The organism is Rhodococcus triatomae, from assembly GCF_014217785.1.
Lineage (GTDB): Bacteria > Actinomycetota > Actinomycetes > Mycobacteriales > Mycobacteriaceae > Rhodococcus_F > Rhodococcus_F triatomae.
In genome coordinates this window covers 2,806,449-2,827,334 of record NZ_CP048814.1, presented here as the reverse complement: position 1 = coordinate 2,827,334, position 20,886 = coordinate 2,806,449, and the positions used below count along the sequence as shown (strand labels likewise).

General features: G+C 66.4%; 22 protein-coding genes. 11 read left to right on the top strand and 11 right to left on the bottom strand.

Annotated elements, in window-relative coordinates; translation table 11 throughout:
• The first annotated feature begins 45 nt into the window (after positions 1–45).
• From G4H71_RS13305 to G4H71_RS22630, 3 genes are all read left to right on the top strand, one after another.
• The gene (locus G4H71_RS13305) at positions 46–1,425 is read left to right on the top strand and encodes a hypothetical protein (protein ID WP_139183212.1); all 1,380 of its coding nucleotides are present in this window, start codon (positions 46–48) and stop codon (positions 1,423–1,425) included.
• 133 nt (positions 1,426–1,558) lie between these two features.
• Positions 1,559–2,434, top strand: a complete 876-nt coding sequence (locus G4H71_RS13300) for a helix-turn-helix domain-containing protein (RefSeq protein WP_139183211.1) — start codon at positions 1,559–1,561, stop codon at positions 2,432–2,434.
• Between the two features lie 218 nt (positions 2,435–2,652).
• Positions 2,653–2,784 (top strand): hypothetical protein, encoded by a 132-nt coding sequence (locus G4H71_RS22630; protein ID WP_255314909.1) that lies wholly within the window; start codon positions 2,653–2,655, stop codon positions 2,782–2,784.
• Positions 2,785–3,402: 618 nt separating this feature from the next.
• Here the strand turns inward: G4H71_RS22630 and G4H71_RS22625 are convergent.
• Positions 3,403–3,816 (bottom strand): HNH endonuclease, encoded by a 414-nt coding sequence (locus G4H71_RS22625; protein ID WP_246442168.1) that lies wholly within the window; start codon positions 3,814–3,816, stop codon positions 3,403–3,405.
• Between the two features lie 424 nt (positions 3,817–4,240).
• Between G4H71_RS22625 and G4H71_RS13290 the strand changes: the two genes are divergently transcribed.
• The 6 genes from G4H71_RS13290 (at position 4,241) to G4H71_RS13265 (ending at position 10,321) form a co-directional block, all read left to right on the top strand.
• Positions 4,241–4,771: a hypothetical protein gene (locus G4H71_RS13290; protein ID WP_072737022.1), complete on the top strand. Its 531-nt coding sequence runs from the start codon at positions 4,241–4,243 to the stop codon at positions 4,769–4,771.
• Positions 4,772–6,064: 1,293 nt separating this feature from the next.
• Positions 6,065–7,288: a Na/Pi symporter gene (locus G4H71_RS13285; RefSeq protein WP_072737023.1), complete on the top strand. Its 1,224-nt coding sequence runs from the start codon at positions 6,065–6,067 to the stop codon at positions 7,286–7,288.
• 20 nt (positions 7,289–7,308) lie between these two features.
• Complete coding sequence (locus G4H71_RS13280) at positions 7,309–7,605, top strand: hypothetical protein (RefSeq protein WP_072737024.1); 297 nt, start codon at positions 7,309–7,311, stop codon at positions 7,603–7,605.
• Entirely contained in the window at positions 7,598–8,593 is a 996-nt protein-coding gene (locus G4H71_RS13275) for a PstS family phosphate ABC transporter substrate-binding protein (protein ID WP_072737025.1), read from the top strand. The genes G4H71_RS13280 and G4H71_RS13275 overlap by 8 nt, the downstream gene beginning before the upstream one ends.
• A 290-nt stretch (positions 8,594–8,883) precedes the next feature.
• A complete protein-coding gene (locus G4H71_RS13270) occupies positions 8,884–9,438 on the top strand; it encodes an RNA polymerase sigma factor (protein ID WP_072737247.1) in 555 nt (184 codons plus the stop codon).
• A gap of 88 nt (positions 9,439–9,526) precedes the next feature.
• The gene (locus G4H71_RS13265; RefSeq protein ID WP_072737026.1) at positions 9,527–10,321 is read left to right on the top strand and encodes a GAF and ANTAR domain-containing protein; all 795 of its coding nucleotides are present in this window, start codon (positions 9,527–9,529) and stop codon (positions 10,319–10,321) included.
• 59 nt (positions 10,322–10,380) lie between these two features.
• On the opposite strand, the gene G4H71_RS13260 is transcribed toward G4H71_RS13265, so the two are convergent.
• From G4H71_RS13260 to G4H71_RS13220, 9 genes are all read right to left on the bottom strand, one after another.
• On the bottom strand, positions 10,381–10,650 hold the full coding sequence (locus G4H71_RS13260; protein WP_072737027.1) for a DUF4235 domain-containing protein: 270 nt from the start codon (positions 10,648–10,650) through the stop codon (positions 10,381–10,383).
• 9 nt (positions 10,651–10,659) lie between these two features.
• Positions 10,660–10,923 (bottom strand): DUF3618 domain-containing protein, encoded by a 264-nt coding sequence (locus G4H71_RS13255; RefSeq protein WP_072737028.1) that lies wholly within the window; start codon positions 10,921–10,923, stop codon positions 10,660–10,662.
• Positions 10,923–11,318 carry a phage holin family protein gene (locus G4H71_RS13250; protein WP_072737029.1) on the bottom strand — a complete coding sequence of 132 codons (396 nt, stop codon included), beginning with the start codon at positions 11,316–11,318 and terminating at the stop codon, positions 10,923–10,925. The genes G4H71_RS13255 and G4H71_RS13250 overlap by 1 nt, the downstream gene beginning before the upstream one ends.
• A gap of 79 nt (positions 11,319–11,397) precedes the next feature.
• A complete protein-coding gene (locus tag G4H71_RS13245; RefSeq protein ID WP_072737030.1) occupies positions 11,398–11,772 on the bottom strand; it encodes an STAS domain-containing protein in 375 nt (124 codons plus the stop codon).
• Between the two features lie 463 nt (positions 11,773–12,235).
• Positions 12,236–13,756: an alanine/glycine:cation symporter family protein gene (locus G4H71_RS13240; RefSeq protein WP_072737031.1), complete on the bottom strand. Its 1,521-nt coding sequence runs from the start codon at positions 13,754–13,756 to the stop codon at positions 12,236–12,238.
• An 88-nt stretch (positions 13,757–13,844) separates the two neighbouring features.
• Entirely contained in the window at positions 13,845–14,501 is a 657-nt protein-coding gene (locus G4H71_RS13235) for a GAP family protein (RefSeq protein WP_072737248.1), read from the bottom strand.
• A gap of 131 nt (positions 14,502–14,632) precedes the next feature.
• Entirely contained in the window at positions 14,633–16,312 is a 1,680-nt protein-coding gene (locus tag G4H71_RS13230) for a SulP family inorganic anion transporter (RefSeq protein ID WP_072737032.1), read from the bottom strand.
• A gap of 100 nt (positions 16,313–16,412) precedes the next feature.
• Positions 16,413–16,562, bottom strand: coding sequence for a hypothetical protein (locus G4H71_RS13225; RefSeq protein WP_169847121.1), 150 nt, complete (start codon positions 16,560–16,562; stop codon positions 16,413–16,415).
• 132 nt (positions 16,563–16,694) lie between these two features.
• Complete coding sequence (locus G4H71_RS13220) at positions 16,695–17,852, bottom strand: AI-2E family transporter (RefSeq protein ID WP_072737249.1); 1,158 nt, start codon at positions 17,850–17,852, stop codon at positions 16,695–16,697.
• Between the two features lie 330 nt (positions 17,853–18,182).
• Here G4H71_RS13220 and G4H71_RS13215 point away from each other — a divergent pair, with 330 nt between their 5' ends.
• The gene (locus tag G4H71_RS13215; protein WP_139183210.1) at positions 18,183–19,052 is read left to right on the top strand and encodes a hypothetical protein; all 870 of its coding nucleotides are present in this window, start codon (positions 18,183–18,185) and stop codon (positions 19,050–19,052) included.
• A gap of 68 nt (positions 19,053–19,120) precedes the next feature.
• Positions 19,121–20,092, top strand: coding sequence for a TIGR00341 family protein (locus G4H71_RS13210; protein WP_072737033.1), 972 nt, complete (start codon positions 19,121–19,123; stop codon positions 20,090–20,092).
• A gap of 22 nt (positions 20,093–20,114) precedes the next feature.
• Here G4H71_RS13210 and G4H71_RS13205 read toward each other — a convergent pair whose 3' ends face one another.
• Positions 20,115–20,855: a methyltransferase domain-containing protein gene (locus G4H71_RS13205; protein WP_072737034.1), complete on the bottom strand. Its 741-nt coding sequence runs from the start codon at positions 20,853–20,855 to the stop codon at positions 20,115–20,117.
• Positions 20,856–20,886 lie beyond the last annotated feature (31 nt).

Here is a 20,886-nt window from a genome sequence, read left to right as displayed (position 1 = left end):
TGCCCGGCCGGGCGGCGATCCACTATTCCCCGAAACGGAATCACAATGCATTGCACCACTATTAGAAAACTCGACCGGAGCGACGGGCCGATGCTCGCGGCCACGATCGAGCACGGTAACCGACTGGTCTACAAGTTCCGCAGTAGATCCGCCGCCGACATTCTCAACGACTCTGTCATGGCCGCTGTCGACGGGAACGTCGACGGGAACCGTAAAGCCATCGAGTTGATCGGCCGCGCTCTGATCGACGCGGCGTCCGGCGACAACGACGCCGAACTCGACGATGTCTGTCACGTTGCCTTCTGGTATCTCGGGTTGATGACTCCGGCGGCCGGGGGGCTGCTCGTCGATCCCCCCTACGACGTTCCGGATCTACGCCGCGATACCGCAGCCGCCGACGACCCTATCGGTTTGACTGCTGCCGCGTGGCATGCCCTGCGCATGCGCTCCGTGTCTCACCCGTTCGGGTGCTCCCTAGTCCTGTTCGCTCTCGCATGGCACGGGTCGCTGGGCGCCGAAGCGATCACGACGGCAACCGGGTTGCCCGAAGACGAAGCCACTACCCACATCGACACTCTCCTCTCTGAGAACCTGATCAACGTTCACACCGTCGACCCCGTCGGCGTCGTCTTTGCTGCGCACCTCGACGCCGCCCCTGCCGAACTCCGCAATCGTGTTGCGTCGAACTCTGCCGTTCTCGAATGGGCGTGGACACTCGACCGGATCGACGGACGCCCGATGCATCGGTTTACTGCCGTGCTGCTCGCACTGTTCCGCGATCCCGACGCCACGCACACAGTCATTGAGCTAGCCGACGCTCGCCGTGATCTCGCGGCGTCCGGAGTCAATCAACCCGCGCTTGCGATCGCGCTTGCCTGGCTCGACGGCCGGGGTTGCCTCACCGGATACGAACTCGCACACGGCCACCTGAACTACGCGCTGAACATCACGGGTAGTTCTGCCATTCGAGACATCACGGTTCACAGCGGGGGCGTCGAGCCGGAGCCGCAACCCGACGAACTACCCGACGAGATACCGACCGAACGTGAATATCGCGCCGCCGCCGAGCACCGCCCCGCCGCTCCGGATCTGCTCGCCGTCGTCGTCGACCATCACACGCCCGCGCTCGACGTGTTCGGGGCGGACTCCGACGAACTGCGCCTGTTCGACGTGATCGTCGATCGGATCGTGTCTCCTCGCGGCCGTGTCCGGCGTGACGGGAACGGCAACCTTGCGCAGTGGGCGACGAACTCGACACTTGCGGACCTCTCCGGTCTGCCTGATCGGTCGATCTATCCGGCCGCGTCCGCGCTCGAAGACGTCGGGGTGCTGGCCGCAAATTGGGTCTGGTCGATCCCCGCCGACGGGTCCGACCCTCACCCGCGCCGTGTGTGGAGTCTCGTTGTCCCGCCGCAACTCCGCTGACAAGGCGGCCCGGTTCCCCACGCGAAAGGGAACCGGGCCTGTGAGTCCCAACCATGAACAAGGGGGCGGAATCGGTGCCCACTCTACCAACCCACCTCGACCGGCCGGGGGGTGAACCATGCCGGGTAAGGGCGTGAGCCGCAAGATAGAAGATTGGGTTTGGAAAGTGCCGCTCGACCCCTCGCCTAGGGCGTCGGTTCGGACGCAGCGCGGAATCTTGGCATTCATCGCCAAGCACGCGGGCGGGTCCTATTCGTCGTGGCCGTCCGTTCGCCTGATCGCTACCCCGTTCGGGATGACGCCTAGGGGCGTCCGGTTGGTGCTCGACGCTCTCGAACTCCAAGGGTTGATCTTGCGCGCCCGGCGGGTCACCAAGCACGGCGACGAAACATCAGTTCGCTACTACATCAACCACCCGGACGCGCCGCACGTGACCGGCATCGGGGGCGGCGATGACACGTTCGACGAACTCGTCGCTGCGGGCGCTCGCCAGATTGAAGCGGTCGAACGGGCGAATGCGTCGAATGCGTCGCATTCGAATGTGCACATTCGAATGCGTCCACGACACCCGGCGCGCGATTGGGCGGATTCCGACGGCGGTCGCGCCGCGCTGGCCGCCGCCGGAATCCCGGCCCCGAAACCACGCGGCCGATTGTCTCCTGCCCTGCTCAGCGCATGGAACAACGGGACCGGGAACGACCCCGCCGACCCTGTGGATAACCCGCCGTCGAGCGCGTCGGAATCGGTGCCGGAATCCGGTAGGTCGGGGAACTGCCGTTCAGCACCCCCCCTGAACGGCAGTTCAGCACCGGGGGAACTGCCGTTCAGTACCGGGGGAACCGCCGTTCACCCTCTACGAGAACCAAGAAGGGAACCAACAACAGAACCAACAACAGATGAACCGATCGGGAACCTCGCGCGCGCACCTCACTTGACGCCTGTGGACAAAGCCGATCGCGACGACACCGACGACGACGCTCGGGCCGCCGACGATCCGGTGTCGTCGTGATCCCGGCCCGCGTTGTGGTCGTGGCCGGGTTGACTGACGGCCGGGACGGGGACGGCTCCGGTCGTGGCCGGGTTGTGCTCCCGGCTCCCGTAAGCGCCTGTGAGGGTTCACGGGTAAGCGGATGCACCGGGGCGGCCGGTTCGTGCGTCTCAGTCGATCTGAGCGGGCAAGGCGACGCCGTCGACACCGCCGCGCCCGGTGTGGGTTGCGCTGCCGTCGTGACTGTGGCCGGGTTGACCGACGGCCGGGACGGGGACGGCTCCGGTCGTGGCCGGGTTCTAGGTGACGCTCTCGTGCTCGGTGTCGTCGACGTCGTGCACGCGATCGGCCGGCCGGGGTTGACGTCGTGACCGGGATCGTGCTACCGCTTCGGGGCGACACGTGCCGCTGGTGCGGCAACAGGTCCGCGTTCCTCGCTAACGGGATCTGCAACCCGTGCCGCCGCCGCTGGCCGGACGTACCCGAACAGTTCTGGTGCTCGCACTGCTCCCGGACTCTGCCCGTGGTCGACCCGCTCGAATGGTGCAACTCCTACGCCGCCCCGCCCTACCGCACGCCGTGCCCGGCGTGTGCTGCTGGCCGATCACCGGGGCCGGGTGATGCGTGGTGATCCGGCACGATGAAACAACGATCGCGAACGCTCACGCGTCCGCACCGCCGATCACTCGCACGAACGCAACGAGACAGCACGAAACGCGCTGCACTGCACAACTATTCAATGATTCGGCTATGAATCACGCGCTCGAATGCTGTAGAGTGACAACGACGCTCGAACGATCGAACAACGCTCTGACCTGCGGCGATTCTTTTGGACGGGCGTCCATCCCAACCCCGCGCCGTGCATCTCAATTTTTCCGGAAGGTTTCCGGAAGGGCGGCCAAAATACCGGGGTCGATCAACCGAATCGACTGTTACGCAACAGTTTCGGCGAAAGTGGACCTATACCGAACGGGGCCGGGAATCAGGCTCTAGCCGAACCAGTTTCGGGACGGTTTGACCTTCGGGAACTTCGCGCGCAACGTCGCCCGGAACTCTTCGGGGTCGCGATCACCACGCGCGTAGTTGCAGCTCGCACAACAGGGCCGCAAGTTCACGAGATCGTCGACCGAACCGCCCTTACTGAGCGGTGTCACGTGATCTGCCGTCGTTGCTTCGGCGCGCTGGCACAACCAGCACAACGTGCCGTACATCTCGAACACGCGTGGTTTCATCCGGCCCGCGATCCGCGACCACTGCAACCGCTTGGCGCGCAACTCCGCCGCCTGCTCCGGTGTGCGTCGTTTCGCTGCTCGCTGCCGCGCCATCTCCGCCGCGATCGCGGGATCGTACGACCCGACCGGATCGTTGCGGAGTCCCGCACCCGGCCCGCGTTTGACCGGCATAGATGCGCTACGCCGTGGTATGCCGCCCCGTCTCGCCGTCATGCCACGACGTCTACCACGGCGCGCCGACACGTGCGCCGGTATCGCGCTCGCGCTCCGGCCCCTTCGTGTGATCCGCCGTCACCAACTTTTCAAACGACGACAGGAAACAGGCCGGGTAACGGCATCCTCCGGGGGCGCGCCGCGTCGCTCAAGTGGACGAACCCGGACGACCACATGAAAGGCAGATAGCAGGATGCGAGCATGGAAAGCGGCACTGTCCGCAATCGGATTCAATGCGTCGGCCCCGGACATAGCGGCCGGGCTCAAAGACGCTTTGGAGGCAGCACAGGCGCAAGTAGCGGCCGACCGTAGCGAAGCGCACGCCCTCACGATCAAAGCGGGCCGATCGGCCCGTGACGCCACAATCACCGCCGCCCGCCGAATGCTGCACGACGCAACCCAACCCGACGACGCCGACGCGTTCGACGCCCTGCTCCGTGAGGTTGGGATACCGCGCCGCCCGGCCGTCAACCCGGCCGACGTGTCCGTGATCCCCGCCGACGAACACCGCATCGTCGCCGCGCTCGCCGACCGGGGGCGATCCATCGAACGCGCCCTACGCCGCGCACCCGCCGCCCCGGCCGCGATCCCTGCTGTCCTCCCGTCGAAGCTCGACGACGCCCGCCGGGCCGCCGACGCCGCCGGACGGGACGCCGACGCCTACCGGACCGCGCTCCGGTCGTGGATCGTCGACGTCGAACGCACCACAACCGCCCTTGTTCGCGATACCGCGCCCCTGCTCACTCTGTACTCCGTGCGCGCCGAGCAATACGAACACGCCGCCCGCCGGGCCGGACGCCCCACCGAACCGCCTACCGCGCTCACTCACGGTTACGCCGACTACGCCACGATCGGACAGGGCGGCCGGGACGTCCTCACGGCGTGCCACCGAGCACGGGCCGCCCTCCGATGAATACGCCAAACACACACGGCTGCAACGATTCTGACACGCTCACCTACACGGCCGCACATAAACGCGTCTACCGCACACGCGGCAAAGCGACCACATATCAGTGTGTCGACTGCGGCCGACCGGCCCGTGATTGGTCGTACGACGGGACCGACCCGAACGAGATCGTCGAGCACATCGGCGGGTTCGTCGATCGACCCGTTCGTCGGTTCAGTCTCGACGTCGCCCGATATTCGCCGAGATGCCGCAAGTGCCACGCGACCCGCGATCTCGGCGGACCCCGCAAACCGCACTGTCTACGTGGACACGAGATCGCCGCGCACGGTCGGGATGCACTCGGTCGGTGCAGACAGTGCCAGCGAGACGACGACCGCCGACGCCGCCAGCGACGCCGCGACCGCACCAACGGCTGTACTTCGTAGGCGCGACGGTCTGTCGTACGAAACAACGATGCTCTTCGTTGTCCAGGTAGTTGTGCCATTCGGGATACCACGGTTCGTCTACAGGTTTGTCTGCTGCGCTTCGTAGTACATCGCCGCCCGACGATCAGACGGGGCGGGTCGACTTCGGCCCGGATACCGACCGACGACAGTTCGGCCCGGACGTGTCGAGCACTTCCAGCGCGATTTCATCGACCGACATTGCCGATGTCGGAACAGATCGGCCGCGCCGGACGTGACGTCGGCCGTCTTCGGAATGGTCATTCAGTGGAAGATCACCGGAACCCGCCAACCATTGGTTGAGCACTTCGAAGAACCACGGGGTCGACGTGTTCGACTGGCAACGATCGTTCGAACGGTTCGTGCCCCGTGCCCAGAGCGTGCCCAGAGCGTGCCCAGAGCGCCGTTGTTTCACGTTGTTGCACGTTGTAACACCCGTGGTATGTTTGCCCTGGTGAGTGACCCAATCGGGCCGCCCACCAGCGCACACGAACCGGGTATTGGATAGCTTCCCAAGCTGAATACGCGGGTTCGATTCCCGTCATCGGCTCCACCACATTCCAGCAGGTAGAGGGCGTTCCCACTCGCGGGGCGCCCCTTCTTCGCTCCTTGACACCGGCCGCCCCGACGGCTCGATGCCGAGGCCGGGTCGGCGCGTTCCGGCGCAGCGTTCACCCCGCGTCGAGGGCCGGCGAGTGCGACGTGACAGCGTGCGATACCGTACCGCGGAACCCTCGTCCGTTTTGTCACGTTCCTCTCCTGTTCACCCTGCGATAGTCGTGTGCATGTGTTGTCGTGATGATCTGTAGCCGTAAAAGGGTCCACCCCTGCTTACCGTTCCCGGAATGGAGCGTCGATGGCTACGCCACCGCTGGAAGGCGCCACTGAATCACCCTCTGGTGCCAGTGCGGCGCTGAAGGGCCCTCTCGATTATCTCGGATGGTCTGAGCGCAGCCAGAAAGTCATCAATTGGCTCGGCATCGCATTCGGCATCTACACATTGATCACTGCTGTCGGTCTCATCGGCGCGGGCTTCAAGTCCGCCACCGGCGGTCAAGCCGGAGAACTGTTCCAGTTCGCCTCGAACCCGTTCATCGCGTTGATGATCGGCGTGCTCGCAACAGTCGCGACCCAGTCGTCGACAACGACCACGGCGATCACCGTCGGCATGGTCGCGGGTGGCCTGCCCATCGCGATCGCCGTGCCCGTCATGCTCGGCGCGAACATCGGCACGACCATCACGAGCACGCTGGTGAGCCTCGGCATGGTGCGCGACAAGGATTCGTTTCGCCGAGCTTTCGGTGCGGCGAGTATCCACGATTTCTACAATTTGCTCGCCGTAGCCATATTCCTCCCGCTGGAGTTGATGTTCGGGATACTGGCGAAGAGTTCGGAATGGCTTGCGAACCAGACGTCGGGCTCGGACGGCGGGATCATCGCGGCGGTCTTCTCGGGGATCGGTTCGACGGTGCAGGCATTCACCACACCGGGGACGGCTGTGGTCAAGTGGATTGCCGGTCCGCTGCCCGACCCGTGGTTCGGCATCGCACTGATCTTGATCGGCGTCGCGCTGATCCTCCTGGTCATCACGCTCATCGCCAAGCTACTCAAACTCCTCATGGTCGGACGTGCGGAAAAGGTCCTGCACACGGCGATCGGGCGCGGCCCGATGAGCGGAATCGCCTCCGGGCCGATCATCACCGTCATGGTCCAGTCGTCGTCGACCACCACGAGCCTCGTCGTCCCGATGGCCGGGTCAGGCATCTTCACCCTGCGTCAGGTCTATCCCTTCACGCTGGGCGCGAACATCGGGACAACGGCGACTGCACTGATCGCCGCGTTCGGATTCAGCGGTGTCGAAGCAACTCTCGCCCTCCAGGGCGCCTATATCCATGTCCTGTTCAACCTGTTCGCTATCACACTGATATTCGGCCTGCCGTTCCTGCGCCCACTACCTGTCATGGGCGCGCAGTGGCTGGCAAATCTCGCTGCGGAGAAGAAGATCTACGCGGCAGTCTGGGTGTTGGGCGTATTCATCGCCCTCCCGCTCGTTCTGATCGCGCTGAGTGTCTTGCTGTAACCGAGGACTGGGAGCGTCACATGACCGACGACACCGATGCACGTAGACGCGACGACTTGGAACGTGAACTCGAGCGATCCCTGGCGGACGCGGAGGACACCGTTGCGCTCCTCCGACGCGAGTTGGCGTCCCGGAGGACCCATCGCCTGCAGCACGCCGAGATCGACCGGCTCGCCGAGCACTTGGCGAACAGCCGCGTGCGCTGGCACGAGGTCCGCGTCTTCTTCGAGGAAGCGTTTCGCGAAGTCGCGCACGACGGTAGCGAGGCGGGGGACGGATCCGGCAGCGACGCGGGCAGGCACCCGGGCCATGCGTGAGCGACTGAGGGGGACAGCCATTGTCGCCGCCGCGGCGCTGACTGCCTCACTGGCAGCCTGTGGCGGCAACGGAGAATCGACCCCGATCGAGATATCCGGTTCGGCGACCGTCGCTCCTGTCACCGCAGCCATCGCCCGCGACGGACGGTTCGCGGTCGACATCGCGGCGGAGGGAACGCTCGCCGGGTTCGAGCGGTTCTGCGCGGGCGAGACCGCGATCAACAACGCCTCCGAGGCGATACCCGGAGCCGGGCAGCGGATCGACTTCGTGCAGATGTGCGCGGACAACGGTGTCGAGTTCATCGAACTGCCGATCGCGCTCGACGCGCTGAGCCTGGTCCGCAACGAGAACAACAGCTTCGCCTCCGACCTCACGTTCGACGAGCTTTCCCGTATCTGGTCGCCGGATTCGGACGTGCAGACGTGGCAGGACGTCCGCGAGGAGTGGCCGGACCGGCAGATTTCACTCTTCGGCCGGCCGGAGGGCTCGGCGACGTTCGAGTACTTCACCCACTTCGTGACCGGAGAAGCCGGCCGGATCCGCAGCGACTACCGGGCCACGGATGATATGGCAGAGCTCGCCGGCTGGGTTGCCGAGGACGACGACTCGCTGGGATTCATGGGCGTGGGCAACTATCTCGCCGCCGACGAGGAGTACCGGGACAGGATCAGCAACGTCGCGATCGACGGTGTCACTCCGTCCCGCGAGAACGCACAGTCCGGCCGCTACACACCGTTGACGCGGCCACTGTTCCTCTACGTCTCGACGGACATGTTGGACGATCCGAATGTCGCCGAGTTCGTCGAGTACTACATCGACACGGTGAACGAGATGCTGCCGCGCGTGTACTTCTACGCCCTGCCCGACGCCGCCTACCCACTGGTGCGGCAGCGCTTCGACGATCGCGTCACCGGGACGATGTTCGGCGGAGACCCGTTCAGCGACCTGCCGGTCGTCGACGCGCTGGGGTCACCGCCTTCGCGGTGAACCGCGCAGGTTCCCGCCACGTCGCGCAGGTTGCAGTATGCGCGGATGCCTGCAACTTGCGCGCAACTCCGACCGTGCACAGCCCTGGCCGCCCAAGATCCACAGCTACTACTCGGCATCCACGGTCCCAGCCCGGGTCGGGCCGTTTCTCGACCCGACATTCCTGACGCTAAGGTGAACCCGCGGCCGCAGTAGCCGCTCGCCTCTCCTCCATGACGGCGCCGTCATGGGAGGAGTGCGTCGATTTGCTGGTGCCACCGGTTGCCGTTCAGTCCGGGTCGACTCCGACCGTGCACTCCGACGTCGTCCGGAGGGACGAGCACGAACTGCTACGCCGCGCCGCCGACGGGGATCGAGCAGCGTTCGATCAGTTGGTGAGAGGCCATGCGGCGGCGCTCTACCGGTACGCGCGCGGAGCCGTGCGCAACTCCGATGTCCACGATGTCGTGCAGGAAACATTCATCGCGGCGTGGAGGCAGATCCCGGGCTTCCGGCAGGAGTCGTCGTTCGAGAACTGGCTCGTCGCGATCTGTCGGCGGAAGATTGCGGATCTCTACCGGTCGTATCGATCGGTGCCGGTCGATACCGACTCGTTCTCCACACTGCCTGCCGCCACGACGTTCGAGACCAGCGCAGTGGCGACGAGTGCAGCCTTCGTCGGCGCCCTGTCGGTGGCGTTGGCGCAGCTACCGGACCGCCAACGCGACGTCTGGATCCTCCGGGAGGTCGAGGGCCACACGTTTCCGGCGATCGGCACCCGCCTGGGGTTGAGCGCCGACGCCGCGCGGGGCCACCACCGACGCGCCCGGGCAAACCTGGCCCACGAGCTGGCTCACTGGAAGTAGAACCTGGCAGCGGGACACTGCCCTGGGTGCCGCAGCAGGAATAATCGACGAGGACACGGATCAGATGGCACGAGGGAACGGTGAACGTATGGATGGCACGAAGCAGGTCGAGGACTCCGTTCCCGTCATCGGCACAGAATCGGCGATCGACCCTCTCGTCACCGGCGCGGACTCACGCCTCGACGCGATCACCCTGGGAAAGCTGCTGGTCGCGCTCGGGCAGTCGATCGACGACGAGGACGGGTTGATCGTGCTGCTCCAGCGGGTCGTGGAGTCCGCGACGCAGACCATCGTCGGTGCGGACAGCGCGGGCGTGACCATCGCCCTCGGCGGACGCGTCTACACCGCCGTCCACACCGACGAGCGCACACTCGCCGTCGACGAGCAGCAGTACGAGGCCGATGAGGGCCCGTGCCTGCATGCCGCCCGCACCGGTGAGGTGACCCTGGTCGACGTGGACGGTGCCGAGCAACGGTGGCCGGAGTTCGCGCTCGCAGCCCGCGCCGAGGGGATTCACTCGTTCCTCGCCGCTCCGCTGCGTGCCGGGGAGTCGTTCGGAGCGTTGAATCTCTACGGACGGGGTCCCGCGGCATTCGATGCGATAGACGCCCAGATCATCGACATCCTCACCTCGTCCGCGTCCAGCGCCATCGGCGACTTCTCCCGCTACCAGTCTGCGGTGGAAGTCGCCGACAAGATCCGAGCCGCGATCGCCCACCGGGCGCCGGTCGAACAGGCCAAGGGCATCCTCATGTCCTCACTCGGAATCGACGCGGACGCGGCATTCTTCGTTCTGCGTCGGCAATCGCAATCCACCAACCGCAAACTACGAGAGATCGCCGCCGAGATCGTCGACAACGCCGCGAGGCGTAGCCCACGATGACGATCGGGGTGGTGGCCGCCCTACTCGCGGACTCTTCCTCGCTGCCCGAGTGACGGTCGTCAATTCGGATCGCTGTGAGTCATCGCCTCGTAGCCGCGGGCACCGGCACGATCGACGGCAGCCCGCACGAGACCGAAGACCAGCCCTTGGAGCGCCGCGGCAATGAGGACTTCGCTGGTGCTGCGCTGAAGATCCTGGGGCTCGGGCTTTCCGGGCTCGGAAGAGATCCGCTTCCAGATCTGGTTGAAGACGGCGCCCGCGGCGAGGCCGCCGATCACGCTCGTCCCGATCGACAACGGCTTGTACAGAGCCTTCGACACAACGCTCATCACTGTCTCCTATCGGCGCCGACGCCGGACCACGACGGCCGCGACGATTGCCGACACCACGGCGACGGCGGCGATGACGACGAACGGCTGATTCTCCCGCACCGTGACGGCGGCAGCGTGCGCGGTATCGGCGGCCGCGGCGTTCGCCCGGGCCGGCACATCCAGCTTCTTCGTCAGGGCGTCGACCGTCTCAGCGAGTTCCTCGCGCTGCTGCGCAACGGGAGGCGAGCCGTCGGCCGACGTGTGGTCCGGTCCTTCGAAGGGGCTGGTCATCAGAGGTGCTCCTTCACAGTCGTAACATCTTTCCGGACGCTCTGGGCGGTGCGCTCGGGCACCGGCGGTACCGCCGACTTGGCGCGCTGAGCCCCGAAGGCGGCCACACCGCCTCCGACGACGAGAAGGGCTCCGCCCACGATCAGCGCGGCCAGCCAGGCCGGCACGGCATTCGCCAGTCCGAGAACCGCGGCTGCCACCAGGGTTGCCAGCCCGAAGAAAACGAGCAATGTGCCCGCCCCGGAGATCCCGACACCGATCCCGACGCGCGTGCTCTTGGTCCTGACCTCCTCCACCGCATCTCGGATCTCGGTCTTCACCAGCTCGGTCGTCTGCTGCTGTAGCCGTTCGACGAGTTGCACGGTCGAGAGCTCATCGGGTGTTGGTTCGGTCATGGATTTCACCTTCCTCGATGGCGGCACAGGGGACTACACCTGCGCCCGGGCCGGGGTGGCCGACCTGAATGCGGTCTTCTCAGACCGCAGGGGCCAACGACCGGTGACCACGGGTTTCCACTTCACGAACGGCGTCGTAAATGCTTGCACACGAGGGCCATTGGGCGTCGAGCGCGGCGGCGCGGAGCATCCGGGCCACGGAGCGACCGTAGACGACCTCGAATTCGAGCCCCTTGTCGCGCTCGGCTTGCTCCAGCGTGTCGAACAATCCCAGCCCCGCGGAGCCGAAGAAGTCGACGCCGGAGAAGTCGACCACGAGTGTGCGGTACTCCTGCACGCGCACACGCAAATTCTCACGCAGGGGTGGAGCGCTGACGATGTCGATCTCGCCGCTGATCATCAGCACCGCGGATTCGAAACCCAAAGGCACCGTGGAGAACTGGACGTCTCCCACTGTCGGAAACACTGGAGACGTGAGTTCGCTGATTCGAGCATCCATCAATGACACTGGCATAGCTCTCCCTTCATCGAACACCTGAACGGCGACGCGAGGGGCCAATGCAACGGAGCTGGCACACCCCCGCGCTCTCGAGCGTGCGGGCTGTCTGCTCAACCTCCGTCCCGACGCTAATACAGTTGGCGCACAGACCACAACCGCACAGCACAATCGGGAGGCTCATCCGGATCTCGATGTGGCGGCGCGTCCACACCCCTGAACAGCAGTAACTCAACGTCCCGGCGCCGACAGCCAGGGCGAAAACTCGCGTCGGGACCACCGATGCGGAGGCAGGGGGCGACGTCGCCGATCGCACGGTCCCAGGCACCGCTCCTGACCGCATGGGCGTCGATGCACGCGAAGTTCTCGAGGACCTTTCTGCCCCTCTGCGTGGCGAACCGGCGTCACTGCGCCCCGCAGCTCACTCGGTTCCGTCGTCGGCCTCCCGATGCAAACGATCACGGTGCTTCTCGTCGCGGTACTTCTGCGAGATGACACCGAGCGGGCCGGTGACGGTGCGCTCGTCCTCCCAGCATTCGATGCCGCGTACACCCGGCAGCCTGTCCCGGGTGAACACCGGGTCGTGCCCGTCCCGACGCTGCTGGGAATAGTCCTTGACGAGCTTCATCGCCACGCCGGAGAGCAGCATGATCGCAATCAGGTTGATCAACGCCATGATGCCCATGATCCCGTCGGCGAGGTTCCAGATCAGGTCGGCCGAGGCGATCGAACCCAGGAACACCACCACGATGACAGCGTTGCGGAACACGGTGAGCACCCTCGGGCGACTGGTGATGAACTGGATGTTCGTCTCGCCGTAGTAGTAGTTGCCGAGTACCGAGGTGAATGCGAGCAGGAAGATGATGACGGCGAGCATGATGCCGGTCCAACTCCCCAGGGCGTCGGCGATCGCATTCTGGGTGAGGTAGATACCGCGCGGAGCATCCGAGAGGTCGGGAGCCGATACCAGGATGATGAACGCGGTGATGGAGCAGACCAGCCAGGTGTCGAAGTAGACGCCCAGAGTCTGCACCAACCCCTGCTTGACCGGATGTGTCACCGCGGCGCTCGCGCCGGCGTTCGGCGCCGATCCCAGGCCGGCCTCGTTCGAGAACATGCCGCGCTTGACACCGGTCATGATGATGGTGCCCAGCGTGGCACCGAGCACCTGCGAGTCACCCCACGCCTCGGTGAAGATCGAGGCGAATGCGGCAGGCAACTGCTCGGCGTTGATGCCGACGATGATGATGCCGATCATCAGATATGCGAAGGCGACGATCGGGATCGCCGCCTGGGACACCGTGGCAATGCGGCGCACTCCACCGAAGATGACCATCGCGGTCAGAACCGCGAGAACACCGCCCACCAGAAACGGAATCCAGGAGGGCGATTCATCTCCGCCGGAGACTCCGACGATGGTGGCGGTCAGGGTGTTGGCCTGCAACGAGCTGAAGGCGAACGGAAAGCACATGATCAAGGTGATCGCGAACGCGATTCCAGCCCAACGCTTACCGAGACCTCGCTCGATGTAGTAGGCGGGCCCGCCGCGGAACGCCCCCTTGTCGCGCACCTTGAAGAGCTGACCGAGGGACGATTCGACGAGGCTCGTTGCGGCGACGACGAGCGCCATGAGCCACATCCAGAAGATCGCGCCCGGGCCGCCGATCGCGATGGCGGTGCCCACTCCCGCGATGTTGCCGACACCGACCCGCGACGCCGCCGAGACGGTGAATGCCTGGAAGGCGGAGATCGACTGCGGCCTGCCTTCCTCGTCGAGCGGGGATCGATCGGTGACGGTGCGGAACATCTCCGGAATCCACCGGAGCTGGATGACCCCCGAACGGATCGTCATGTACAGGCCGACGAACACCACGATCGGGGTGAGGAGCCAGGTCCACAGGTGGTCGCTCATCTCGGCGACGAGGCTCTCGATTCCGTCCATCCGGCCAGTATGGAGCGGCAGCATTCCGAATGTGATCCACAGGGACGGCCGCCGACCAGATGTAACACGGTTGAGACGTCCGGCGGTCTCAGACGAGATCCACGATTCCCCGGACGGTGAACAGCGCACCGAATCCGAACAGCACGGCCAGCGTGAGACTTCGGCTGTTGCGCAGCATCCATGCCTGTAGCCGATCCAACCCGACGCGAGCACGGTCCCCGAGCAGGCGATAGACCCCGATGGGTACGAGGAAATCCAGGGAAGCGGCGATCAGCAGCAGCAGTGCCGCGACCAGTGCAGCGGTGGGGCTCACGGTGGAGCTGGCGATGATGCTCATACCGGAGATCATCAGGAACAGGTTCGGGTTGATCACTCCGAGCGCCACACCCAGGACGAAAGCCTTCCGTGGGCCCGCTGATTCGAGTTCACGCAGAAGTGCGGGGTGGTCGGCATCCGGGCGGGGCGGGCGACCGGCGATCCAGCATCCGACGGCGAGGAACACGAGCCCCACCATCAGCCCGGCACCGTGCGACGTTTCCGGGGGCGTCGATCCGGGATCGGAGGCGCCGCCGAGGAGCGCGGACACCGCGATCATGACGTAGACGACGAGGAACCCGGCACCGAACGCGCTCGCATTGCGGATCGGTTCGCGCGAATGGAGCAGCAGTATGCATCCGATGATCGCACCGGGCGTGATCACCAGCCCCAACATCTCCGGGAGCAGCTGCACCAGCACTTCGGCCATCGTCGCCTCCATCGCCCGATGGCCGGCCTACCGCCTGCGGTAGGTCTCCGGGGCCCGGGGCCATACAATCCACGGTAGGGAGGGTGTGGGGCGCCGCTCATCACACGTTGCGGGTGAACTTCACCCCGTTCTCACTGGTCGTCCCGGTCGTGCAGCCACACCCGCGCCTGCGCGTACGCGGCGATCGTGGATTCACCGAGCACCGGGCCGGCGGTGAAGAACTCGAGACGCACCCCCTGCGCGGTCAGGAGTTCGTCGGTCCAGAGCTCACGGATTCGAGGGTCCACACCGCTCAGGCACAACTGGCCGTCGACCGCGTCGAGGCGCCGTGCGTAGTCGGCGACGACCGCCAGGAAGGTGGCACTGGCCGTGGTGCGTCCCCGCAGACGGAGGATCACCACCGGGGATCTCGCTGTCGCCGGATCGGGCAGTTGGGCCTGCAACGTGCGGGCCCCGGCGTAGAACAGGCTGCCGTACACATCGAGTATGGCGATCTCGTTGTCGGCCAATTGCTTCGGCGCCCGGCTCTCCACCAGTCGATCGCCGTCCACCTGCAGGCGCACCACCTTCAGGTCGAGCGCTTCCTGGTTGAGTTGCAGCAGGAGTGACAACGCCACTCCGATGCCCACCGCCGCCGTCACCGGCAGCAGCAGGGTGGCCACGAAGGTCACGACGAGGGCGATCCGCGAGCTGTATCCGCTGCTCCAGATCGCCGAGATGCGCGAGGGGTCCAGGGAACCGAGTGCCGCGACGATCAGCACGGCGGCCAGGGTGGGCATCGGTACCTGGCCGACCAACCCCGCGAAGGCCACCAGAATGGCCAACATCCATATCCCGGACCAGATCGCTGCCCAGCGGGTGCGCGCACCCGCAGCACTGTTGAGCGCGGTCTGACCCACCGAGCCCCCTACCGGCATACCGCGGAACAGCGCCGCGGCCACGTTGCCGACGCCCTGCGCGGCGAAGTCCCGGTTGGACGCCGAACGGGAGCCGTCCGGATTGGGCGAGGCCTCGGCCACCCCGGCACCCTGAACCAGAACGATCACCGCCACCGCGAACGCCGCGCTGACCAATGAGGGCGTCAGCAAGGTGAAGTCCGGCAGGGCCGGCAGCGGAAATCCGGTCGGGATCTCGCCCGCTTCCGACACCCGCGTCACCGAGTCCCACCCGAGGATCAGGACGAGGGCGGTCGGCACGACCAGCGCCCCCAACGATGCGAACAGTTGCAGCCTCGTGCGGGCCACACCGGCCATGAGCGCCAGTGCAAGAGCCCCGATCACCAGCGACGCCCCGTCGATACTGCTGGGATGAGTGAGCACGTCCAAGGCCTTTGCCGCCGCCAATCGGCCCTCCGCGTCCGCCCCGACCAACGCCGGCAACTGACCGAGGGCGATGTTGGCGGCGATTCCGGCCAGGAAACCGGTCATCACCGAATGCGAGACGAACCGCGTGTACCGGCCCAGCCGGAGCGCCGAGGCCACGATCATCACCAGGCCGGCGATCAGTGTGAGGAGCACCAGCGCCGCAGGCCGGTCTTCCGGTGCCACTCCGGTGAGGGCGGACCCCGCGGCGAGCGCCGATGCGCTGGTCGTGGTGACCACCATCAGCCGGGTGCTGGTGGAGAATCCACCGAACAGTCGCCCGGCCATACTCGCGTACAGACCGTGCACGGGGCTCACCCCCGCCAGCACGCCCGCGGCCATTCCGTCCGGCACACTGCCGATCGCGCCGGGCAGGCCCGCGACAACATCGGACCTGTTCATGCGTTCGCGGGGAAGCGCGTCGCGCACCCGACGCCACGGCCCGTTCATGAGCACCTACACGTCACATGCACTCCGTCCTCGCCCCGATCCTTCCGCCGACAGCCGCCGCCCCACAGCCGCACCGATGCGGGGCGGCGAACCGGTGGCGCTACGGCGTGACGATGGCGAAGTCGGGGTCGGGTCCGTCGAGGTAGCCGATCAGTTCCGTCAGCTTGCCGGAATCTCCCGCGGCCCGTCGACGCGCGGCGCGATCGCATCGCAGGCCTGCTCCACCGTCAGGGCCGCCGCGCCGTGGCATCGGTCTGGCTGCTCATGGAATCCCTTTCGTCGAGCCGGCCGGCTGCAGCCGGATTCACTCGTCAGCGTTCCACCCGCTCCGGCAGCCGGCCTCACCCGACAAGGGTGATCCGACCACCCGCGCCCCGGTCCGCTACCCCGGCACCGGATCGCGAGAGCCGGGACCGTCAGCGCTCGTGGGCGGATGCTCCTTCTCGTCCTTTTCGTCGTGCACCTTCTCGTCGTCCACCTTCTCGTCACTGATGAGGACGATCGCCCAACGCGCGGAGGGATCGATGTCGAGCAGTAGCGCCTTGACCAGCAGGGTCAGCGGTATCGCCAGGAGCGCGCCCAGGGCACCGAGAACCCAGGACCAGAACACCAGAGACAGGAACGTCATGGTCACCGTGATGCCGACGGCATCGCCGACGAACTTCGGTTGGATGATCGACTGGATCACGAAGTTGATCACCGAATAGAGGACGATCACCCACACCATCAGCGTCGGCCCGCCGTCGAGGAGCGCCAACAATGCCGGTGGGATCAATCCGATGACGAAGCCGATGTTGGGGATGTAGTTGGTGATGAACGACAGCACCGCCCACGCCAACGGCAACGGGACACCCATCAACCAGAGCGCGGCACCGTCACACACGGCCACGATCAACCCGAACACCGTGGAGACCAGGAGGTACTTACGGGTGCCCACCGTGAACGTGGCGATCGCGTGGCGGATGTCGGGCCGCAGTCCAGCGACGACGTCGAGCCGGCGGCCCACCGTCATCCCGTCGACGGCCATGAAGAGCAACAGGGCCAGCACGAACACCAGATTCGACGCCAGCGACAGTATGCCCTCGAGTACGGTCTCCAACAGACCCACCAACCGCGCCAGGTCGACTCCCGCCAGGGTGTTCCGAATCTGCTCGTCGTTCACGCCCGCGTCGGCCAGCATCGCGCGCAGTCCCGCGAACAGGTCGTCGAACGCCTGCTCGTACTGCGGCAGGACGGTCGCCAGTTGGGCAGTGGTCAACACCAGTGCCCCGACCAGTGCGATCAGGATGGCGTAGACCGCGAGGACGGCGGCCACCATTCCCATCCACGGGCGCAGTCCCCGGCGCACCGCCCACCCCTGGACCGGCTGCACCGAGATCGTCAGCATCAGCGCCAGGAACACCGGCCCGATGACGCCGGCGAAGACCCGGATACCGGCAACCGCCACGACCGCGCCCGCCGCGGCCAGCAACACGATCAACCCGCGCGGGATCGACCAGGGCACAGCGGCCGGATCCGCGACGGCAGGTGTGTCGGGCACGTCGGGTGTGTCGGGGATCTTCGGAGGAGGAGGATCGGGGGAATCGGGTACGGACGACGAACCGGCCCGGTCGTCCTCGGGAACACCTCCGGTACCGTCCACCGGCCACTCTCCTCTCCTGCGGCGCACGCGTGTCGAACCGACGGTAGGGGGACCCGCACGGTGGTGACGTCATCCGTGGCGGGTGAATGTCCCGGCTGCCGTTGCGGTGTGATGCCGGTGTCGGCTCGTCGGCAGAGTTGACGACGTCCGCGCGTCCGGCGAGGAAGAATGCTCTTCGGCGGCGAATCGTTCGCGCACACGCCGGCTCACCGGGAAGGGACTGCTCGCATGGCGCCGTCGACGGAAAGGGATCGACGAGAACAGGGATACCCCGCGCTGCTGCGTGCCGTCTTTCGCGGCCGTCCGGCCGGACGCACCGTCACCCGCGTACTGGTCGGCCTGGCGCGTATCGAGTGGGTGGATCGATCGATGACCCTCGCTGCCCAATTGTTCACTTCGGTGCTCCCGGTGATCATCGCGGGATCGGTCTTCATGGACTCGACGATCGCCGGTCGCAGCCTCCTCACCCAGCTCGGATTCGATCCCTCGACGGTGATGCCACCCGGCGAGTTCGAATCGACCTCGTCCGCTGCGGCATTCGGGGTCGTCGGGCTCCTGATGGTCGTCGTGTCCGGTACCTCCTTCGCCCGTGCGCTCGCCCGGACGTACGGACGAGTCTGGACGGTGCCGGTGATCGGGCTCGCACAGAGTTGGCGTTGGTTCTCGGTACTGTTCGCGGTGATTGCGTCGTCCGTGCTGGTCGGGGTGATTCAACTGTCCGCGTCAGGCGGTCTCGTGGTCGCCGGGCAGTGGATCGTCTGGGCCTGTGTGTGGACCCTCTGCCCCTATCTGCTCACCCTGGGAGCCGTCTCGGGTCGAGTGCTGGTGTGGACCGGCGCCGTCACCGCGACATTGATGACCGCGATCCACACCGTCGGCCGGGTGCTGCTCCCGCACGCCACGGCGGAGGCGCAAGCACACTTCGGGACCCTCGGCATCGTGTTCACCGTCATCGGCTGGCTGTTCGTGCTGTCGCTGGCACTCGTTGCCGCGCCGGTCGTCGTTGCCGCGCTTCCCGTCGGCGAGGGGACCGAACCAGCCGGCGACACGAGTGCGGATCCGCCGTCTTCCACGGGATTCCGGGACGAGCAGGCGTAGGCTTCCGGCGAGCGACGCGTCGTCGATCCTGTTGTCACAGGCCCTGGTTCGTGAGGCGGTGGGTTCCCATGCTGAAGATCGTCCCCGACGGACAACGCCGGACACTGACCCAGCTCGACGAGCGCCTCGACCTGTCGGTCGGGGACCGAGACGCCAAACGGTCCGCTTTCTGGGTCATGCTGACGCTGTCCGCGGTGATCGCCGTGGCCGGTGTCGTGGGCGATTCCACCGCCACCGTGATCGGTGCGATGATCGTCGCGCCCCTGTCGACGCCCATTCTCGGTGTCGGCCTGGGCATCACGACCGGACGCGGTCACCTGATCCGGCACAGCCTGTTCTACGTCGTCGCCGGAATCGTCCTCGTCGTCGTCCTCGGTGTCGTGTTCGCGCAGTTGCTACCGAATCCGACGAACGTGTTGAGCAATTCGCAGGTACTCGGCCGCACGTCCCCGACACTGATGGATCTCGCTGCCGCGCTGGCCACCGGCCTGGTCGGCGCCATCGCCATCGCCAGGAAAGACGTCGGTGACGTACTCCCGGGTGTCGCCATCGCCATCTCGCTCGTACCGCCCCTCGCGGTGGTGGGAGTGTGCCTGGGCTCCGGCGCCCCCTCCCTGGCCGCGGGCGCCTTCGTCCTGTTCGCCTCCAACGTCGTCGCCATGGTCATCACCGCCACCGCCGTGTTCGTCGCCGCCGGGTACGCCCGGGAAGCCGGGATCGTCGCCGGGTCCCGACGAGGGCGGGCGTACGCGGTGCTGGCCGTCGTGCTGTTCGCGGTTACCGTCCCGATGGTCGTCAACTCCCTGTCCTCGGTGTGGTCGCGTCAGATAGCCACGGCGGCGGAACAGTGGCTGGCCGACACCCCGGGAGCCGAGGTCACCGATGTCACCTGGCAGGGCGGGACCGCCACCGTCACGGTCCTCGGTCCCGCGACACTGCCGCCGCTGGACGGACTCGAGGAATCGGTCCATGCACTCATCCCGTGGGACCCGGACGTGCAGGTGGTACACACGGTCGGTACCCGCCTCGTGGGGAAGTGATTCGCGCCCGACCCGGAGGCACTCACTCCTCGGGTCGCCGCGCCTCGACAAGGTGACGAGTGGAGTGAGCGACGAAGGGGCCCTCGATGCGAATCCGGTCGTGCAAGTCGCGCAGGCGGTCGAGGTACCTGTCCACGGTGAAATCCGGGACCCACCAGATCACCTTCCGCAACAGATACACGACGGCGGCGACATCGTGAATGGTGATCTGCAGCTGCGCGGTCCGTAGATCCACGATCTCGAGCCCGGCCGCTTCGGCGGCCGCCACCTCGTCGTCGGGATGGCGGGAGCGACGAGCCTGCGGTTGTGGGCCCAGGAAGTACTCGATGAGTTCGAACGCGCTGGCGGGCCCGACATGCTGAGCGAGATACCGCCCTCCCGGCGCCAGGACCCGGTGGATCTCACTCCACCACACCGTCGCCGGATGACGACTGGACACCAGATCGAGAGCATTGTCCGCGAACGGAAGCGGCGGTTCGTCCGGATCGGCGACGACGGCGACGCCACGGGGGTGCAGCAGTCGCGTGGCTTTGCGCACGTTCGGCGGCCACGACTCCGTGGCGACCGCGACGGCGGGGAACGTCGATGCTTCGGCCGGCACCTCCCCACCACCGGTCTGGATATTGAAGGGGGCGGATGCCGTCGCGAGTCGCGCTGCCAGCGTCCGGACAGATCCCCACGGCGGGCGTTCCCCGGCCGCTCGGCCCTCAAGCCATGTGAAGTCCCAACCGGTGACGTCCGCGGATGCGCCGGCATCGATCAGTTCCTCGAAGGATTCGCTCGTTCCCCGACGA

Excerpts from the sequence above, each read along its gene's own strand:
- G4H71_RS13215 (WP_139183210.1), top strand. The coding sequence starts at position 18,183 with ATGGCGCCGTCGACGGAAAGGGATCGACGAGAACAGGGATACCCCGCG.
- G4H71_RS13250 (WP_072737029.1), bottom strand. The coding sequence starts at position 11,318 with ATGACCGAACCAACACCCGATGAGCTCTCGACCGTGCAACTCGTCGAA.
- G4H71_RS13265 (WP_072737026.1), top strand. The coding sequence starts at position 9,527 with ATGGATGGCACGAAGCAGGTCGAGGACTCCGTTCCCGTCATCGGCACA.
- G4H71_RS13240 (WP_072737031.1), bottom strand. The coding sequence starts at position 13,756 with ATGGACGGAATCGAGAGCCTCGTCGCCGAGATGAGCGACCACCTGTGG.
- G4H71_RS13305 (WP_139183212.1), top strand. The coding sequence starts at position 46 with ATGCATTGCACCACTATTAGAAAACTCGACCGGAGCGACGGGCCGATG.
- G4H71_RS13290 (WP_072737022.1), top strand. The coding sequence starts at position 4,241 with ATGCTGCACGACGCAACCCAACCCGACGACGCCGACGCGTTCGACGCC.
- G4H71_RS13225 (WP_169847121.1), bottom strand. The coding sequence starts at position 16,562 with ATGCCACGGCGCGGCGGCCCTGACGGTGGAGCAGGCCTGCGATGCGAT.
- G4H71_RS13235 (WP_072737248.1), bottom strand. The coding sequence starts at position 14,501 with ATGGCCGAAGTGCTGGTGCAGCTGCTCCCGGAGATGTTGGGGCTGGTG.
- G4H71_RS13280 (WP_072737024.1), top strand. The coding sequence starts at position 7,309 with ATGACCGACGACACCGATGCACGTAGACGCGACGACTTGGAACGTGAA.
- G4H71_RS13275 (WP_072737025.1), top strand. The coding sequence starts at position 7,598 with ATGCGTGAGCGACTGAGGGGGACAGCCATTGTCGCCGCCGCGGCGCTG.
- G4H71_RS13210 (WP_072737033.1), top strand. The coding sequence starts at position 19,121 with ATGCTGAAGATCGTCCCCGACGGACAACGCCGGACACTGACCCAGCTC.
- G4H71_RS13285 (WP_072737023.1), top strand. The coding sequence starts at position 6,065 with ATGGCTACGCCACCGCTGGAAGGCGCCACTGAATCACCCTCTGGTGCC.
- G4H71_RS13230 (WP_072737032.1), bottom strand. The coding sequence starts at position 16,312 with ATGAACGGGCCGTGGCGTCGGGTGCGCGACGCGCTTCCCCGCGAACGC.
- G4H71_RS13260 (WP_072737027.1), bottom strand. The coding sequence starts at position 10,650 with ATGAGCGTTGTGTCGAAGGCTCTGTACAAGCCGTTGTCGATCGGGACG.
- G4H71_RS22625 (WP_246442168.1), bottom strand. The coding sequence starts at position 3,816 with ATGCCGGTCAAACGCGGGCCGGGTGCGGGACTCCGCAACGATCCGGTC.
- G4H71_RS13255 (WP_072737028.1), bottom strand. The coding sequence starts at position 10,923 with ATGACCAGCCCCTTCGAAGGACCGGACCACACGTCGGCCGACGGCTCG.